This is a genomic window from Sneathiella sp. (assembly GCF_036844445.1).
Taxonomy (GTDB): domain Bacteria; phylum Pseudomonadota; class Alphaproteobacteria; order Sneathiellales; family Sneathiellaceae; genus Sneathiella.
Genome location: NZ_DAIUFV010000003.1, coordinates 221,016 through 237,610 on the forward strand (window position 1 = coordinate 221,016; position 16,595 = coordinate 237,610).

Sequence of the window (16,595 nt, forward strand, 5' to 3'; positions counted from 1 at the left end):
GATGCGGGGACGGCTTGGGAAAACAGTTGCGTTACACGCCGGCCTGCGGGCGTCGCGGCCGCTTGCCGCGGGCCTGCTGATGCTGGGCGCGGCGGCCTGTTCATGGTTCGGCGATCCGGAACCGACGCCGCTCCCGGGTGAGCGGATCTCCATCCTCTCGCTTGAGCGCAATCTGGAGGCCGATGCGGGCCTTGCCGATCTTGAAGTGCGCCTGCCGCCGCCGTATGAGAATGCCAACTGGCCGCAGCCGGGCGGCGTTCCCTCCCATGCGATGTATCATCTTTCCCTCGGCGATGAGCTGGAGGAGGCGTGGCGCGTCTCCATCGGCGAGGAGTCGGATGACGAGAACCGCATGTTCTCCTCCCCCGTGGTGGCGGAGGGGCATGTCTATGCCATGGATTCCGCCGCGCAGGTGACCGCTTTCAGCGTTAGTGACGGCAAGAAGGTCTGGTCGATCAACCTGACGCCCGAGGATGAGGACGAGGGCAACATCGGCGGCGGCCTCGCCTTCGAATATGGCCGCCTTTATGCCACCACCTCCTTTGGCGATGTGGTCTCGATGGACGGCGCGAGCGGCGAGATCCTCTGGGCGACCAATCTTGGCGTGCCGCTTCGCGCGGCGCCGACGGTGGCGGACGGGCAGGTATTCGCGCTCACCTTCGATAGCCGCATCTTCGCGCTCGATGCCGCGAGCGGCGACATTCAGTGGAATTTTGAGGGCGGCGTGGAGACGACGGGCCTTCTCGGCGCCGCGAGCCCCGCGGTGGGCGGCGGCACGGTGGTCGTTCCCTTCACCAACGGCGAGGTTTATGCGCTCCGGGCCGCCAACGGGCAGGAAGCGTGGAGCGAGCAGCTGACCCGCCGCCGCGTCTACAGCGCGCTCACCTCGCTCAGCGATATCAACGCCTTCCCCGTGATCGACCGCGGCATTGTCTATGCGGCAAGCTATTCAGGCCGGATGATGGCGATTGATCTGCGTTCCGGCGGGCGGCTGTGGGACCAGGAAATCTCGACGCTGCAAACCCCGTGGATTGCCGGCGATTTCCTGTTCGTGGTGACGACCGACGGCGACCTGCTCTGCCTGTCGCGGCGCAACGGGCTGATCCGCTGGGAGCGCCCGCTCGGTAAATATGAAGATCCCGACCGGCGCCGCAAGCTGATCGTCTGGACGGGGCCGATCCTTGCGAGCGACCGGCTGATCCTCGTCTCCAACCGGGGCCTTGCGGTCGCCATCTCACCCTATGACGGTTCCGTGCTCGGGCAGATGAAACTCTCCGATGCCGCGACCATTCCACCGGTCGTTGCCGGCAACACGCTCTATATCCTGACCGATGACGCCGAGCTGGTGGCCTTCAGGTCCGCAGGCGAAGAAAACTGATATGTCCTTCACCGTTGTCATCATCGGCCGTCCCAATGTCGGCAAATCGACCCTGTTCAACAGGCTGGTCGGCAAGAAGCTGGCGCTGGTGGATGATACGCCGGGCGTCACCCGCGACCGGCGCGAGGGCGAGGGACGGATCGGCACGCTGACCTTCCGCGTCATCGACACCGCCGGCCTTGAAGAGAAATTCGATGACAGCCTGGAGGGGCGGATGCGCCGCCAGACGGAGATGGCGCTGGCGGAGGCCGATGTCGCGCTGATGCTGATCGACGCCAAGGCGGGCGTCACGCCGATGGATGAGCATTTCGCGCAGTGGTTGCGAAAGAGCGAGCGCCCCGTCATCCTCGTCGCCAACAAATGCGAAGGCCGCGCCGGCGAACCGGGGCTGATCGAAAGCTTCCGTCTCGGCCTTGGCGAACCGATCCCGCTGTCGGCGGAGCATGGCGAGGGCATGGCCGATCTGTTCGATGCGCTGCTGCCCTTCGAGACGGATGAGATACCCGCCGAAGAGGAGAGCGAGAAGCCGTTGCAGCTCGCCATCGTCGGGCGGCCGAATGCGGGGAAATCGACGCTCGTCAACACGCTGCTCGGGTCCGACCGGATGCTGACCGGCCCCGAGGCCGGGGTGACGCGCGATGCCATCGCCGTCGAGTGGGAATATGAGGGGCGCGCCATCAAGCTGGTGGATACTGCGGGCCTTCGCCGGAAAGCGCGCGTGCAGCACAAGCTCGAAAAGCTCTCCGTCGCCGACAGCCTGCGGGTCATCCGCATGGCCGAGGTGGTGGTGCTGCTGATCGACGGGCTTGAGACATTCGAGAAGCAGGACCTCTCCATCGCCGCCCATGTCATCGAGGAGGGGCGGGCGCTCGTGATCGCGGTCAACAAATGGGACGCGGTGGAGGATCGGCAGGCGACGCTGAAGCTCATCCGCGACCGGCTGGAGATTTCCCTGCCGCAGGTGCGCGGCATTCCGGTGGTCACCCTCTCGGCCCTGTCGGGGCGCGGCGTCGAGAAGCTGCTGCCGAAGGTGCTGGAGGTTTACAAGCTTTGGAACACCCGCATCTCCACCGCGAAACTCAACCGCTGGTTGGGTGTGATGCTGGAGCAGCATCCGCCGCCGCTGGTCAAGGGGCGGCGTCTCAAGATCCGCTATATGACGCAGGTCAAATCGCGCCCGCCGACCTTTTCGCTCTTCATGTCCTCGCGCGGGGAACTCCCGGAAAGCTATGTCCGCTACCTGGTGAACGGCCTGCGCAATGATTTCAAGCTGCCCGCCGTGCCGATCCGCCTGTTCACCCGGACCGGCAAAAACCCTTACGCGGAAAACGACTGACACCTGCGCGCCCGGCTGCCCGGCAGCGTCAGCATTGACGCCCGGCGGAAAGGCCGGTAATAATGGTCTCGGGATATATGAGAAAAATCTCATAAACGGATCCCGGGGGCGTTTGCAGAAAAGGGGGGCGTTACAATGGAAGCACTCATTGCGCAGGTAGTTGGCGGTCTCGTCGGCGGGGGCATCAGCGGTAAGGCGGTCAAGGCCGCGGATCTCGGGAATATCGGCAATCTCATTGCGGGCGCGGTCGGCGGCCTCGGCGGCGGCGCGCTGCTGAACCAGGTGATGGAAGGCGGCGCGGCGATGGGCGGTGCGTCGATGGGCGGCATCGATATTGCGGCGCTCGCCGGTCAGTTCGTCGGCGGCGGCGTCGGCGGCGCGATCCTGCAGATCATCGTCGGGCTGATCGTCAACAAGGTTTTCAAAAAGCAATAACGGCTTCGCCCGTCTGACGGTGCGCACCGAGCCGCGCGCACCATCAGCGGCGGAGGTCAGTCGCGGATGCCGAGCTCCGTTTCGATATTCGCGATGTATTTCAGCGACTTCTCGGCAAGATCGAGCGAGTTTTCGCGGACTTTCCGGCTTTTCTCGCTCTCGCCGTCGGGCGCCGTTTTAAGGGCGTCGCGCTTCTCGGTGACGAATTTCGTCATGAAGGCGAGGGTGCCGCTTGACGGTTTCACGGGCACGCCCACGTCACCCGGCCCGACCTCCTTCACGGGATCGAGGAAGATATCGGGGCCATAGGTCTTGTGCAGGTTGATGGTGACCGCTGCGCCGATCGCCCACATATGGCGATAGCGGCGGGTGAAGTTGCGCGTCTGGCTTTCGACGAGATCGCGGACTTTTTCGGCCTCGACGTCGGTCTCCCCCAGCAGCTTGGCCTCGCGGATGCATTTTTCGGCCGCGCGCAGCAGGTCCTTGTAAACCTGCATGCTGACGAACGCGCCCGCGGCGAGGCGGAGATATTCCTCGGCCGCCTTCTTGCTGAAAATGCTCGACGAAACCTCGTCGCTCTCGGTGAGCTCGGTGTAGAGCACATTCTCATAGGCCGACTCGCGCATCTCCTGCGAGAGATCATACGGATCGAGTTGGCTGAGGACCGGCAGCAGTTCCTGCGGCTTCACGCCCGCGATATCGCAGCCGAAGATGACCAGCGCCTCGCAGGCGCGGCTCTGGCCGGTCAGCGCGTCATGGGCGAAATAGCCGCCGAAGCGGAGCGCTTCCCACGGATACTGCCCGGTCAGGAAATAGAGCACGCGGGCGAGACGGCCGGCATGGGGGATTTTGCGGATGACCGAAGCGGCGGGCACGCCGTCGCTGAGGTAAACGGCCTGGCCGCTCTCCTTCTCATGGGAGACGAGGCTGACGGCTTCGACGAGCGGGCGGTTGTCGGCGCTCAGCTTGTCATAGTCGACAGCCTTGTCGGGCAGGTAGAAATTCTCGGCCGTGACGCCGGTTTCGATTTTCGCATACTCCTCAAGGGTTTTCGGAAGCTCTTTCGGGCTGAGCCGGCGGCGGTTCATCGACTGGAACACCGCCGGGTCGACGACCTGCTCATGGGCGTTGGAGACGAGACGGCCGTTGACATAGGAAAAGCTCGGCCGGCCGACCTCGGCGCCGATATAGCCGGGCTTGCCGCCCTTCAAGGGGAACTGGACCACGGCGGAGGAGTGCGGCGACTGCACATGCACGGTCGAGAGGCCCTTTTTCGCCATGTCGATGGTGAAGCTTTTCGCCGCGCCGGGAAGGATGCCGTTCAGATATTTCTCGATCATTTTCGTGACCGCGCTCTTGTCCTCAAGCGCCTCATCGGTCAGCGGCGTGCCGCTGTTCGCCCGGAGCAGGAAATTGAGCGCCGTGAACGGCACCCGCGGCCCGCGTCCGACGTAATACTGCACGACAGAGGCAAGCTGGCCTTCGCCGTCCTCGATGTCGCCGGCGATCGATTTGACGAATTTGAGGTTGCGCTCGACCTCCCCCACGGTCGAGGCATAAAGCACGTTGCGGATCAGGCCGCCGACTTCGGCGACCGGGTCGGAATACTGCGCCGGCCAGACAATCTCCCGGGGCGCCGAGCTCTCCTGATCGCCGATATTGTTGATCGGCGCGTGAATGTCATCCTTGGGCGAGGTGATCTGCTCATGGATATCGGTGATGGCCGCATATTTGCCTTTCAGCGTTTCGGTGATGGTATCGCTGGTGATCTTGTCGGCGATCAGCGGCACGCCGAGCTCTTCCAGCACGCTCGCGTAAAAAATTTCAAACTCTTTCTGCTCCATATAGCAGCCGAGCTTGTTCTTGCCCTTGCGGAAGGTCTCGCTCGTCATATCATAGTCGGGCAGGCTGGTGAAATGATAGCTGCGCTTGGGCATGACGAACATGCGGTTGAGGCCGCGGTTCAATGTGAGAAGCCGGCCGAGGGCCATGCCCTTGGGAAATTTCGGGAAAAGTCCTGACATGATTTCTTTCCAATAATTTGAGATCAAATGTCAGGAATTGACGCAGACGGGCGCGTATTTGTGATGCTGTTCTTAAATATTCGCCGCTTTTACTTCAATTAATTCTTCCTGTATTGACGAGGTCAGCGGCGCGAGACAATCAGGCGGCGCGCTTCTTCGGTCGTGAAATATTCTTCGCAATGCTGCACGAAGGCCTTCACCGTGTTCCGCTTGATCGCCTGCTGGGTATAGGCGACGACGAGGCGGGATTTGCGCAAATTCTCCCTGATCGGCTTGCAGATAACGCGCGTTCCCGACTGCGTATAGTCGATGGGCGGGCAGGTCTGCAGGATGGCGAAACCGATCCCGGCGCCAACCATGCTGCGGATCATTTCATAATTGCCGGTTTTGTAGGTGAATTTCGGCTGGAAACCGGCGGTCTCGAAAAGCGAGGTGTAATACTGCCGTGAGCTTGGCAGATCGAGCAGGATCAGCGTCTGGTCGATCAGCGCCGAGATCGGGATGGACGGCATCTCGGCGAAGGGGTGATCATAGGGCACCACGACATGCGGCGGCACCACGGCGAGCGTCTGGGTTTTCAGCCCCGCGCTGATATCCGCCTCATCATAGGAAATGCCGACATCGACCTCGCCGCGATGGATGCTGTCGAAGATGTTGCGGACATTCCCCTCGATGATATTCGCGCGGATCCCCTGATGCGCGGTGACCATCCGTTTCAGCACCGGCACCAGCACGATGGGCGCAAGCGGCGTGAAGCAGCCGATATGCAGATCGCCCGAGATATCCTCCTGCAGCCCGAGCATGTCACGCTCGAACGCCTCCACCTGATCGAGGATGGACTGGATGCGGGCGAGCACTTCCTGCCCCTTGACGGTGAGCGAAATTCCCTTTGATCGCTGGCGGTTAAGGAGATCGAGCTTGAGCTCGCGCTCAAGATTGTCGACCGCGAGGCTGATCGCCGATTGCGAGATATTCATCTCCTGTGCGGCCTTGGAAAGGCTTTTGTGATGCGCCGCGACGGCGAAATACTTCATCGTTTTGTAGGACACATTCATCTGAAAAACTCATGAATAATTTTATTAAACCGTATTTTACTAATGAATGAAATTTCCCCAAAATAATTTTTCAGGCGAGTTTTGCAAGGATCAAATGAACCGGAGCGGGATAAGCCGTCGGGGGCGCGGGAGGTTCTTTTTGAAGGACTGCCTCCGGACAGACGTCAAACAGCAGGAGGTATTATGAGAAAACTGACGACAAAACTCGCGCTTGCGGGTTTTATGCTGGGCGCGGCGGCGATGCCGTTCACCGCCCCGGCGCAGGCCGAAAATGTCCTGCGCTTTTCCAATGTCGGCGATGCATCGACGCTCGATCCCCATGCGCTGAATGCGCTGATTACGCTGATGATCGATATCCAGATGTATGACGCGCTGGTGATGCGCGATCCGAGCATGGCCAAGATTCCGGGCCTCGCGACAAGCTGGAAAAATCTCGACCCCAACACCTGGGAGTTCAAGCTCCGCGAGGGGGTGACGTTTCATAACGGCAGCGCGTTCAACGCCGATGACGTGGTGTTCTCCATCAAGCGCGCGCAGGCCGACACCAGCCAGATGCAGGGCTATGTGAACACCATCAGGGAAGTCAAAAAGATCGACGATTACACCGTTCATTTCATTACCGATCAGCCGAACCCCATTCTGCTCGACCAGCTTGTCAACATCTTCATGATGGATGAGGACTGGGCGAAAGAGCATGGCGTGGAAGCGCCGCAGAATTTCGCCGACAAGCAGGAAACCTACGCGGTGCGCCATGCCAACGGCACCGGCGCGTTCAAGCTGGAAAGCCGCGAGCCGGACGTGAAAACCGTGCTGGTCCGCAATGATGGCTGGTGGGGGAATGATCTCTACCAGCATAATATCGACAAGGTTGTCTGGACGCCGATTGCCAATGACGCGACCCGCGTTGCGGCGCTGCTCTCGGGTGAGCTTGATCTCGTGACCGATCCGCCGGTGCAGGATCTGAAGCAGATTCTGAGCAACCCCAAGCTCAAGACGGATCAGACATCGCAGGTGCGGACGATTTTCTTCGGCTTCGATGTTTCCGCCCCGGAACTGCGCCATTCCAATGTGAAGGGCAAGAACCCCTTCGCCGATGTGCGCGTGCGTCAGGCAGTCTATCACGCTATTGATGTAGAGGCCATCAAGCGGGCGATCATGCGCGGCATGTCGATCCCGGCCGGCATGATCATCGAGCCGCCGATCAATGGCTACAAGGCGGAGTGGGACGAAAACCGCCTGCCGTTCGATCCGGAAAAGGGCAAGGCGCTGCTGGCTGAAGCCGGCTATCCGGATGGCTTCCAGGTGCAGCTCGACTGCCCCAACAACCGCTATCAGAATGACGAGGCGATCTGTCAGGCGGCGGTCGGCATGCTTGCCAAGATCGGCATTGACGTGCGTCTCAATGCGCAGCCGAAAACCCAGTTCTTCCCGCTGATCACCGGCAAGACGACGGATTTCTTCCTCGTTGGCTGGGGTGCGCCGACGCTGGATTCAGGCTTTGTCTTTGATTACCTGATCCACAGCGATGCTTCGTGGAATGCGGCGCATTACGGGAGCAAAGAGCTCGATGCCAAGATCGAAGCGATCCGCGGCATTATTGATGTCAACGAGCGCAACAGGATCATCGAGGAGATCTGGACGGAGGTTCAGGCGGATATCCCCTACATCCCGCTGCATCACCAGATGATTGTCTGGGCGATGAACAAGCAGCTCGATATCCCGATCGAACCCAATGATATGCCCCGCTTCTACTGGGCGAAATTCACCAACTGAGTGACGCGGCGGACAGGCTGTGCGTTGCCCGGCCTGTCCACCTAATCAGGGGCGGAAACGATGCTGAATTTCATTCTGAAGCGCTTGGTGCAGTCCATGATTGTCATGCTGGTTGTCGCGCTGATCAGCTTCTTCCTGTTCAATTTTGTCGGTGACCCGATCAGCAACATGGTGGGGCAGGAGACGACAACGAAGGATATGGAGGAGCTGCGCGAGCGGCTCGGCCTCAACGATCCCTATGTCGTGCAGTTCGCCCGTTTTGTCGGCAACGCGGTGCAGGGGGATTTCGGCATCTCCTACCGCATGCAGCGGCCGGTTGACGAGATTGTCGCCGAACGCATGCCGGCGACGCTGGAGCTGGTCTTTGTCTCCGCCCTCATCGCCATCGGGCTTGGCGTTGCGGGCGGGCTCTTTACCGGCCTGAAGAAAAAGCACTGGTTCAGCAAGGTGATCCTGACGGGATCGCTGATCGGCGTTTCGCTGCCGACATTCGTGATCGGCATTCTGCTGATCTATGTCTTCGCCGTGCAGCTCAACCTGCTGCCGTCCTTTGGTCGCGGCGAGGTGGTGCGGCTCAGCAGCGGCTGGACGACGGGGCTTCTGACGGCGAGCGGCTGGGAGGCGATCATCCTCCCCTCGATCACCCTCGCGCTTTACCAGATGACGCTGATATTGCGCATTATCCGCTCAGAGCTTCTGGAAGTGATGCGCACCGATTTTATCAAATTCGCCCGCGCGCGGGGCTTGAAAAGGCGCGATATCAACTTCGGCCATGCGCTGAAAAACACGCTGATCCCGGTGATCACGGTGGCGGGCCTGCAGATCGGCTCGCTGATCGCCTTCTCGATCATTACCGAGACGGTCTTTCAATGGCCGGGCATGGGCAGCCTCTTCATCCAGGCCGTGCAGTTCGCCGATGTGCCGGTGATGTCCGCCTATCTGGTGCTGGTCGCCTTCTTCTTCGTGATGACCAACCTGATTGTCGATCTGCTCTATTTCGTCGTTGATCCGCGCCTGCGGGTCGAGATCAAGGGCTAGGGAGGGCGCCGATGCAAACCGCACGACTTTCAAAATGGTGGGCGGATTTTTACGATCACGACGTGACCTGGAGCTTTTTCCACTCGCCCGTCACGGTGCTCGCCACCATCATTGCCATCGTGATGATCGGCGCCGCCTTCGGGGCTCCGTATCTTACGGATTACCGGCCATTTGAACCCGGCACCCTCAGCCTGATGGATGCCTTCCTGCCGCCGGCGTGGGAGGAGGGGGGATCGATGGCGCATGTTCTCGGCACCGACGGGCAGGGGCGCGATATCTTCGCCGCCATCCTCTACGGCACGCGCATTTCGCTCATTGTCGGCATCTTCAGCGTGGCTCTCTCTGTCGCCATCGGCATTCCGCTCGGCATCATCGCGGGCTACGCGACGGGAAGCTGGATCGACACGCTGATCATGCGCACCGCCGATATCCAGCTCACCATCCCGCCGATCCTGATCGCGCTGATGATCGACGGGGTGGTTCGCACCTCGCTCAGCGGCCAGATGCATGAGGAGCTGGCAATACCGGTGCTGATTGTCTCCATCGGCGTCGCGAGCTGGCCGCAATATGCCCGTATCACGCGAAGCGGCGCCATGGTCGAGCGGCGCAAGGACTATATCGCCGCGGCCAAGCTGATCCAGACGCCGGCGTGGCTGATCATGCTCCGCCATATCCTGCCCAATGTGATCGGCCCGACGCTGATCGTCGCGACCATCGGCGTTGCCGTCGCCATCATCATCGAGGCGACGCTTTCCTTCCTTGGGGTGGGCGTGCCGCCGACGAACCCCTCGCTCGGCACGCTGATCCGCATCGGCAACAACTTCCTCTTCTCCGGGGAGTGGTGGATTACCCTCTTCCCCGCGGCAACCCTCGTCGTGCTGGTGCTCGCGGTCAATCTGATCGGCGACTGGCTGCGCGACACGTTTAATCCCAAATTGCGCTAACGGGAGGGCTCGCATGACCGTCATAGATATCGAAAATCTGCATATCGAATTTCCGACCCGCCGCGGCATCCTGAAGGCGATCGAGGGGCTCTCCTTCTCCATCGAGGCCGGGGAGATCCTCGGCGTGGTGGGGGAATCGGGGGCGGGGAAATCCCTCACCGGCAACGCCATCGTCGGGCTTCTCGAGCCGCCGGGGCGCGTCGCGGGCGGGCGCATCCTGCTGAAAGGCCGCGATATCACACACCTGCCGGAAGCCGAGATGCGGCGCGTGCGGGGGGCCGAGATCGGCGTCATCTTCCAGGATCCTCTCACCAGCCTCAACCCGCTTTATACTATCGGCAAGCAGCTCACCCAGACCATTCTCACGCATCGCAATATCTCGCAGGCCAAAGCGAAGGAGCGGGCGATCGAGCTGTTGACGGAGGTGGGCATCCCGGCGCCGAAGTTGCGCTTCGATGCCTTTCCGCATGAGTTTTCCGGCGGGATGCGCCAGCGTGTCGTGATCGCACTCGCGCTCTGCTGCGATCCGTCGCTGATTATCGCCGATGAGCCGACGACCGCGCTCGATGTCTCCGTGCAGGCGCAGATCATCGCGCTGCTGAAGAAACTCTCGCGCGAGAAGGGCGTCGCGACCATGCTGGTGACGCATGACATGGGGGTCATCGCGGAAGCCGCCGATCGCGTCGCGGTGATCTATTCGGGGCGGCTTGTCGAGATCGGCGAGGTGCGGAGCGTGATCGACAATCCGAAGCATCCCTACACCCGCGGGCTGATGGATTCGATCCCGCAGATCGGCCAGAACCTCAAATATCTCCCCAACATCGAAGGCTCCATGCCGCGGCTCGATGGCCGCCCCGAAGGCTGCGCCTTCAATCCGCGCTGCCGCAAGGTGCGGCCGATTTGCCGGAAACAGGCGGCGCCGCTCGCCGCGACCGAGACGCGCGGCCAGCTTGCGGCCTGCTGGCTCTATGACGGAGGGCTCACCTATGTCTGAACCGGCTGTATCCGAGGCGCCGCTTCTCGAGGTGCGGGATCTGAAAATGTATTTCGACGTCTCCAAGCCGCTCGTCACCCGGCTGGTGAACCGGATGCCGCGCTATGTGCTGAAAGCGGTCGATGGTCTCAGCTTTGCGATCCGCCGCGGCGAGACTTTCTCGCTGGTCGGCGAGAGCGGCTGCGGCAAATCGACGGTCGCGCGCACCGTTGCGGGGCTGAATAGCGCAACCGGCGGGGAAATCCTGATCGAGGGGAAAAATCTCGCCGGCCTCAAGAGGAAATCAAGCCTTTCGGATATCGCAAGGCGCATGCAGATGGTCTTTCAGTCCCCTTACGCCAGTCTCGATCCGCGCTGGCGGGTGCGCGATGTGATCGCCGAGCCGATCCGCGCCTATGGCCTTGCCGCGAGCAAGGCGGAGGAGCGCGCGCAGGTCGCCGAACTGCTCATCCAGGTGGGCCTGTCGCCGCGCGACGGGGAGAAATTCCCGCATGAGTTTTCGGGTGGCCAGCGCCAGCGCATCTCCATCGCCCGCGCCCTCTCCAGCAAGCCCGAGTTTCTCATCTGCGATGAGCCGACCTCGGCCCTCGATGTTTCCGTGCAGGCGCAGATCCTCAACCTGATGACGAAGCTGCAGGATGAGCTTGGCCTCACCTATCTTTTCATTAGCCACGACCTTGCGGTGATCGATCATGTTTCGGACTGGATCGGCGTCATGTATCTTGGCCGCATCTGCGAGATCACGCCGAAATCCGAACTCTTTCGCAACCCGCGTCACCCTTACACGCGGATGCTGCTCGAGACGATCCCCGACCTCAAGGGCGGCAGGGAGCGCAAACCTCCGGAAGGGGAGGTCCCGAACCCGATCTCGCCGCCACCCGGCTGCGCCTTTCATCCGCGCTGCGCGTTTGCGAGCGAACGCTGCAGGCGCGAGCGGCCGGAGCTTGCGACCTTCGGCCCGGCACGCGTTGCCTGTCACGCGGTGGAAGAGGGGCGGATATGAGAAAGATCGCCGTCGCGGGCTTTCAGCATGAGACGAATACCTTCGCCGCGCACAAGGCCGATTTCGCCGCCTTTGAACTGGAGAAGGACTGGCCGGGCCTCTGTATCGGCGAAGCGGCTTTGGAAAAGACGCGCGGCTTCAACCTGCCGATCAGCGGGGCAGTCGGCAGCCTGACCGCGCAAGGCTTCGAGATTGTGCCGCTCTGCTGGGCCTTCGCCGTGCCCTGCGGCATGGTGACGCGCGATGCCTATGAGCGTATCGCCGCGATCATCCTCGGCGCCCTCGGCGCGGCGGACGGGATCTCGGGCATCTATCTTGACCTTCACGGCGCGATGGTGGCGGAGCATTTCGATGATGCGGAAGGCGAGCTGTTGCGCCGCGTGCGCATGCAGGTCGGCTCGGAAATCCCCATCGTCGCCAGCCTTGACTATCACGCCAACATTACCGAGCAGATGGTGGAATATGCCGACTATCTCGATGTCTATCGCCGCTATCCGCACACCGATATGCAGGAGACGGGGGCGCGCGCGGCGGGCGTGCTCGGCGATCTGGTGCGGGGGCAGACGCGGTTTCTGAAGCTGCTCGCGAAATCCGACTATCTTATCCCGCTCGCGCTTGGCTGCACGACGGAGGAGCCCTGCGCGAGCCTTCTTGAGACGGATCTCGCCGCCGTTCGCGCCGCGCTTTCCCCCGGCAGCCATATCTCCTTTGCCGCCGGCTTCGCCCTCTCCGATATCGCGGAGGCGGGGCCCGCCGTTGTCGCCTATGGCGCGCGGGCGGAGGAGATCGAGCGCGCCGCCGGGCGCTTCATGGAGCGACTCGCGCGCGCCGAGGCGGCCTTCAGCGATATCGGCCTGCCGGCCCCGCGCGCGGTGGAGCTTGCCATCCAGATTGCAGCCGGCGCGGATCGGCCCGTGGTGATCGCCGATACGCAGGATAATCCCGGTGCCGGGGGGACGGGTGATACGACCGGGCTCCTGCGCGCGCTCATCAACGCCGGCGCCCAAAATGCCATCATCGGCTTTATCTCCGATCCGGACGCGGCGCGCGCCGCCACTGCCGCCGGTGTGGGGGCGGAGATAACGCTTGGCATCGGCGGGCGGGCGTTCAAGGGGGATACGCCGTTCACTGGCCGCTGTCGCGTCCTCGCGCTTGGCGATGGCAATGTCGTCGGCACGGGGCCAATGTGGAAGGGCGCGCGGATGCAGCTCGGGCCGTGCGCGCTTCTGCAGGCAGGCGGTGTGCAGGTCGCGCTTTCCAGCAAAACGGTGCAGACGGGAGATACCGCGCTCTTTCGCCATCTCGGCGTCCAGCTTGAGGCACTTTCGATCATCGCCGTCAAAAGTTCGGTGCATTTTCGCGCCGATTTCGAGCCGCTCGCCGAGCGGGTGCTCGTTGCCCTCGCGCCGGGGCCGGTGATCGCCGATCCGGCCGCGCTGGCGTACCGCAAACTGCGTAAATCTGTGCGCATCGGGCCGAATATGGCGCCGCGCGATGCCGCCGCGCGGGCGTGAGACGGGTGAAGGGAGAGTGGGAGAGAGACGCGGGCGCGCACGCCCTTCGGATTAAACGCGTTTGAGGCTGAGCTTTTACCTTTCTTGTTTAGCCTCCCTGGGTGCCGCCGTGGAACGTCGGCCGCATCCTTCCTTGCCAATGCCTTTCGCAGCTGTGCGATCGGCATTGGCTTTTTTTCGGGGCTTCAGGCGGGGAAGGGCGGCTCAGGCGCGAAACAGCTCGCCGTTTGCGTCGCTGAGCACAGCTTTCAGGAAAAGATCGGTCCGGCTTTCGGGCGCCGGCAGTTTGGTGGCATCCTCAGCCGGATAGGCAATGGCGCGAAGCCGCGTCGCCGTCGGGCCGGGATCGATGAGATTGACGCGAAGGCGGCTCACTTTCTCAACTTCCGCCGCGTAGGTGCGCGCCATCGTCTCAAGCGCCGCCTTGCTCGCGGCATAACCGCTCCAGAACTGGCGGCTTTCGCTGCCCTGTCCGGCGGTAACGAAGAGGGCGCGGCCCGCCTTGCTTGCCCGAAGCAGCGGATCGAGCGCGCGGATCATCCGCCAGTTGGCATGGACATTGACCTTGAACACCTCGTCCCAAAGCTCGGGGACATACTGCTGGATCGGCATCAGCTTGCCGACGACGCCGGCATTGCCGACAAAGATATCGAGCTTTTTCCAGCGCTCATAAAGCGGCGCGGCAAGGCCGTCGATGGCGGCGGTATCGCGAAGATCGAGCGGGACGAGCGTTGCGCTGCCGCCCGCCGCCTGAATCTCGTCATCAACCTCCTCCAGGCCGCCGACGGAGCGGGCAATCAGGATGACATGCGCCCCTTCAGCGGCAAAACGCTTCGCCACCGCCGCGCCAATACCGCTCGATGCGCCGGTGATAAGCGCGATTTTATCTTTTAATTTTTGGGACATATGAAGCTTACTTCTCGTTTGATCTTAAAATCCTTCGGCGAGCAGGGTCAGCTCCTGTTCCGCTCCGGTTTCATGGTCGACAAGCTCAATCGGGTAGTCGCCGGTGAAACAGGCATCGCAATATTGCGGCTGCTTCGGATTGCGGCCCTCTTCGCCCATGGCCCGGTAGAGCCCGTCAAGCGAGATAAAGGAGAGGCTGTCGGCGCCGATAAAGGCGCGCATGGCCTCGACATCATATTGCGCGGCGAGCAGCTTTTCACGGCTTGGCGTATCGACGCCGTAGAAGCAGCTGTTGGTCGTCGGCGGGCTGGCGATGCGCATATGCACTTCGCTCGCGCCGGCGTCGCGCACCATCTGCACGATCTTGGTGGAGGTGGTGCCGCGAACGATGGAATCATCGACCAGAATGACGCGCTTGCCGTTGATCAGCGCGCGGTTGGCATTATGCTTCAGCTTGACGCCAAGATGGCGGATCTGGTCGGTCGGCTCGATAAAGGTGCGCCCGACATAATGGTTGCGGATGATGCCGAGATCGAAGGGCAGGCCGGCCTCCTGGGCGTAGCCGATGGCGGCGGGGGTGCCACTGTCGGGCACCGGAATGACGAGATCGGCCTCAACGCCATTCTCGCGCGCGAGTTCCGCGCCAATCGCTTTTCGCACTTCATAGACCGAGCGGCCCTCGACGACGCTGTCGGGCCGGGCGAAATAGATATGCTCGAAGATGCAGAAGCGCTTCGGCGGCAGCGAGAAGGGGAAATGGCTGGTGATGCCGCTCTCGTCGATCACCACCACTTCGCCCGGCGACACATCGCGGACAAACTCGGCGCCGATGATATCGAGCGCGCAGCTCTCCGAGGTGAGGATGGGCGCGTTCTCAAAGCGGCCGAGCACGAGCGGGCGGACGCCGTAAGGGTCGCGCATGCCGATCAGCTTCTTGCTGGTGAGCGCAACCAGCGAATAGGCGCCGGTGATTTTCGACATCGCATCGACAAGGCAGTCGACGATGCGGATTTTCTTGCTGTTGGCGATCAGATGGATGATGACCTCAGTATCCATCGTCGATTGGAAAATGCTGCCCTCGAGCACGAGGCGGTGACGCAGCGTTGCAGCGTTGGTGAGGTTGCCGTTATGGGCGACGGCAAGGCCGCCGTTGGCGAGATCGGCGAAGATGGGCTGCACGTTCCGCAGTACGGTGCCGCCGGTGGTCGCGTAGCGATTATGCGCAACGGCGGCGCTGCCCTTCAGGCTCTTGATCACCTCTTCGGTCGAGAAATTGTCGCCGACCTTGCCCATGCCCTTGTGGCTGTGGAAATGGCGGCCGTCATGGCTGACGATCCCGGCCGCTTCCTGCCCGCGATGCTGCAGGGCATGCAGGCCAAGGGCGGCAAGCGCCGCGGCTTCGGGGTGGCCGTAAATGCCGAATACCCCGCATTCCTCGTGTAACTTGTCATCGTCAAACGGATGTTTCAGATCCCGGGAGACGAACTCTTGTGTCATTTCGCTGTGTCCTTCGTGGCGCTGTTGGTCAGGTTTTCCATTTGCTGGCGGGCCTGATCATCATAACCCTTGTCGAGGATATTGACCGCATCCTCCATCGTATCCTTGAGGCCGTCCTTGACGCCGTCGGGCAGGCCGTCATATTTCTCCTTGAGGCGCTCCATCGTGCCCTTGTCGCTTTCCTTTGAAATATTCAGGTTCTCCTGCATGTCCGGCGGCAGCAGCCGGGCGACGAACGCTCCGCTTGCCTCGATCGCGGGCAACAGCTTGGCCTGTAAAATCCAGTCCGGTCGGTCTTTCTCGGGAATGAACTGAACGAAGATCAGCCAGCCGATGCCGAGCAGGACCAGTCCGCGCGCAATGCCGAAAAAGATGCCGAGCGAGCGATCGAGCGCGCCGAGGCTCGACGCCTTGACCTTTTCCGAGACCGCATGGCTCATATAGGACAAAATGACGAGCGAGAGAATAAAAATAACCGCTCCGGTCAAAATATCTGCAATCAGCATGTTGGCGATGAACTCGCGCGCCAGCGGCTGGGCGATCGGAAAGAGGTAGAGCGAGAGGAATATCGCCCCGATCCAGCCCGCAACCGCAAGAACTTCCTTCACGAAGCCGCGCATGAAACCGAACAATGCAGAAATAAGCAGGATCACCAGAAAAACAATATCGGCGCCCTGAATGGGAAGATTTTCCATGCC

At 61.9% G+C, this 16,595-nt stretch carries 14 protein-coding genes; 9 read left to right on the plus strand and 5 right to left on the minus strand.

Going from position 1 to position 16,595, the window contains the following annotated elements; genetic code table 11:
* Position 1 precedes the first annotated feature (1 nt).
* From V7Z56_RS07840 to V7Z56_RS07850, 3 genes are all read left to right on the plus strand, one after another.
* Entirely contained in the window at positions 2-1,378 is a 1,377-nt protein-coding gene (locus tag V7Z56_RS07840) for an outer membrane protein assembly factor BamB family protein (protein ID WP_334128827.1), read from the plus strand.
* Between the two features lies 1 nt (position 1,379).
* Entirely contained in the window at positions 1,380-2,714 is a 1,335-nt protein-coding gene (der, locus tag V7Z56_RS07845) for a ribosome biogenesis GTPase Der (protein WP_334128828.1), read from the plus strand.
* Between the two features lie 135 nt (positions 2,715-2,849).
* Positions 2,850-3,149, plus strand: coding sequence for a hypothetical protein (locus V7Z56_RS07850; protein WP_334128829.1), 300 nt, complete (start codon positions 2,850-2,852; stop codon positions 3,147-3,149).
* Positions 3,150-3,205: 56 nt separating this feature from the next.
* Here the strand turns inward: V7Z56_RS07850 and V7Z56_RS07855 are convergent, their stop codons facing one another.
* On the minus strand, positions 3,206-5,173 hold the full coding sequence (locus V7Z56_RS07855; RefSeq protein ID WP_334128830.1) for a hypothetical protein: 1,968 nt from the start codon (positions 5,171-5,173) through the stop codon (positions 3,206-3,208).
* Positions 5,174-5,295: 122 nt separating this feature from the next.
* Entirely contained in the window at positions 5,296-6,228 is a 933-nt protein-coding gene (locus V7Z56_RS07860) for a LysR substrate-binding domain-containing protein (RefSeq protein ID WP_334128831.1), read from the minus strand.
* 183 nt (positions 6,229-6,411) lie between these two features.
* On the opposite strand from V7Z56_RS07860, the gene V7Z56_RS07865 reads away from it, so the two are divergent.
* Genes V7Z56_RS07865 through V7Z56_RS07890 form a run of 6 tightly spaced genes read left to right on the plus strand, consistent with a single transcriptional unit; the run spans position 6,412 to position 13,494 of the window.
* Positions 6,412-8,001, plus strand: a complete 1,590-nt coding sequence (locus V7Z56_RS07865) for an ABC transporter substrate-binding protein (RefSeq protein WP_334128832.1) — start codon at positions 6,412-6,414, stop codon at positions 7,999-8,001.
* Between the two features lie 60 nt (positions 8,002-8,061).
* The gene (locus tag V7Z56_RS07870) at positions 8,062-9,039 is read left to right on the plus strand and encodes an ABC transporter permease (RefSeq protein ID WP_334128833.1); all 978 of its coding nucleotides are present in this window, start codon (positions 8,062-8,064) and stop codon (positions 9,037-9,039) included.
* An 11-nt stretch (positions 9,040-9,050) separates the two neighbouring features.
* Positions 9,051-9,983, plus strand: a complete 933-nt coding sequence (locus tag V7Z56_RS07875) for an ABC transporter permease (RefSeq protein ID WP_334128834.1) — start codon at positions 9,051-9,053, stop codon at positions 9,981-9,983.
* Between the two features lie 13 nt (positions 9,984-9,996).
* Positions 9,997-10,977, plus strand: coding sequence for an ABC transporter ATP-binding protein (locus tag V7Z56_RS07880; protein ID WP_334128835.1), 981 nt, complete (start codon positions 9,997-9,999; stop codon positions 10,975-10,977).
* Positions 10,970-11,980, plus strand: a complete 1,011-nt coding sequence (locus V7Z56_RS07885; RefSeq protein ID WP_334128836.1) for an ABC transporter ATP-binding protein — start codon at positions 10,970-10,972, stop codon at positions 11,978-11,980. Before V7Z56_RS07880 ends, V7Z56_RS07885 begins: the two co-directional genes overlap by 8 nt.
* On the plus strand, positions 11,977-13,494 hold the full coding sequence (locus V7Z56_RS07890; RefSeq protein WP_334128837.1) for a M81 family metallopeptidase: 1,518 nt from the start codon (positions 11,977-11,979) through the stop codon (positions 13,492-13,494). The genes V7Z56_RS07885 and V7Z56_RS07890 overlap by 4 nt, the downstream gene beginning before the upstream one ends.
* Before the next feature lie 204 nt (positions 13,495-13,698).
* Here V7Z56_RS07890 and V7Z56_RS07895 read toward each other — a convergent pair whose 3' ends face one another.
* From V7Z56_RS07895 to V7Z56_RS07905, 3 genes are read right to left on the minus strand one after another with little or no spacing between them, the layout of a single operon-like run.
* Positions 13,699-14,400 (minus strand): SDR family NAD(P)-dependent oxidoreductase, encoded by a 702-nt coding sequence (locus V7Z56_RS07895; protein ID WP_334128838.1) that lies wholly within the window; start codon positions 14,398-14,400, stop codon positions 13,699-13,701.
* 24 nt (positions 14,401-14,424) lie between these two features.
* Positions 14,425-15,897 (minus strand): amidophosphoribosyltransferase, encoded by a 1,473-nt coding sequence (gene purF, locus V7Z56_RS07900; RefSeq protein WP_334128839.1) that lies wholly within the window; start codon positions 15,895-15,897, stop codon positions 14,425-14,427.
* Positions 15,894-16,592 carry a CvpA family protein gene (locus V7Z56_RS07905; protein WP_334128840.1) on the minus strand — a complete coding sequence of 233 codons (699 nt, stop codon included), beginning with the start codon at positions 16,590-16,592 and terminating at the stop codon, positions 15,894-15,896. The genes purF and V7Z56_RS07905 overlap by 4 nt, the downstream gene beginning before the upstream one ends.
* Positions 16,593-16,595 lie beyond the last annotated feature (3 nt).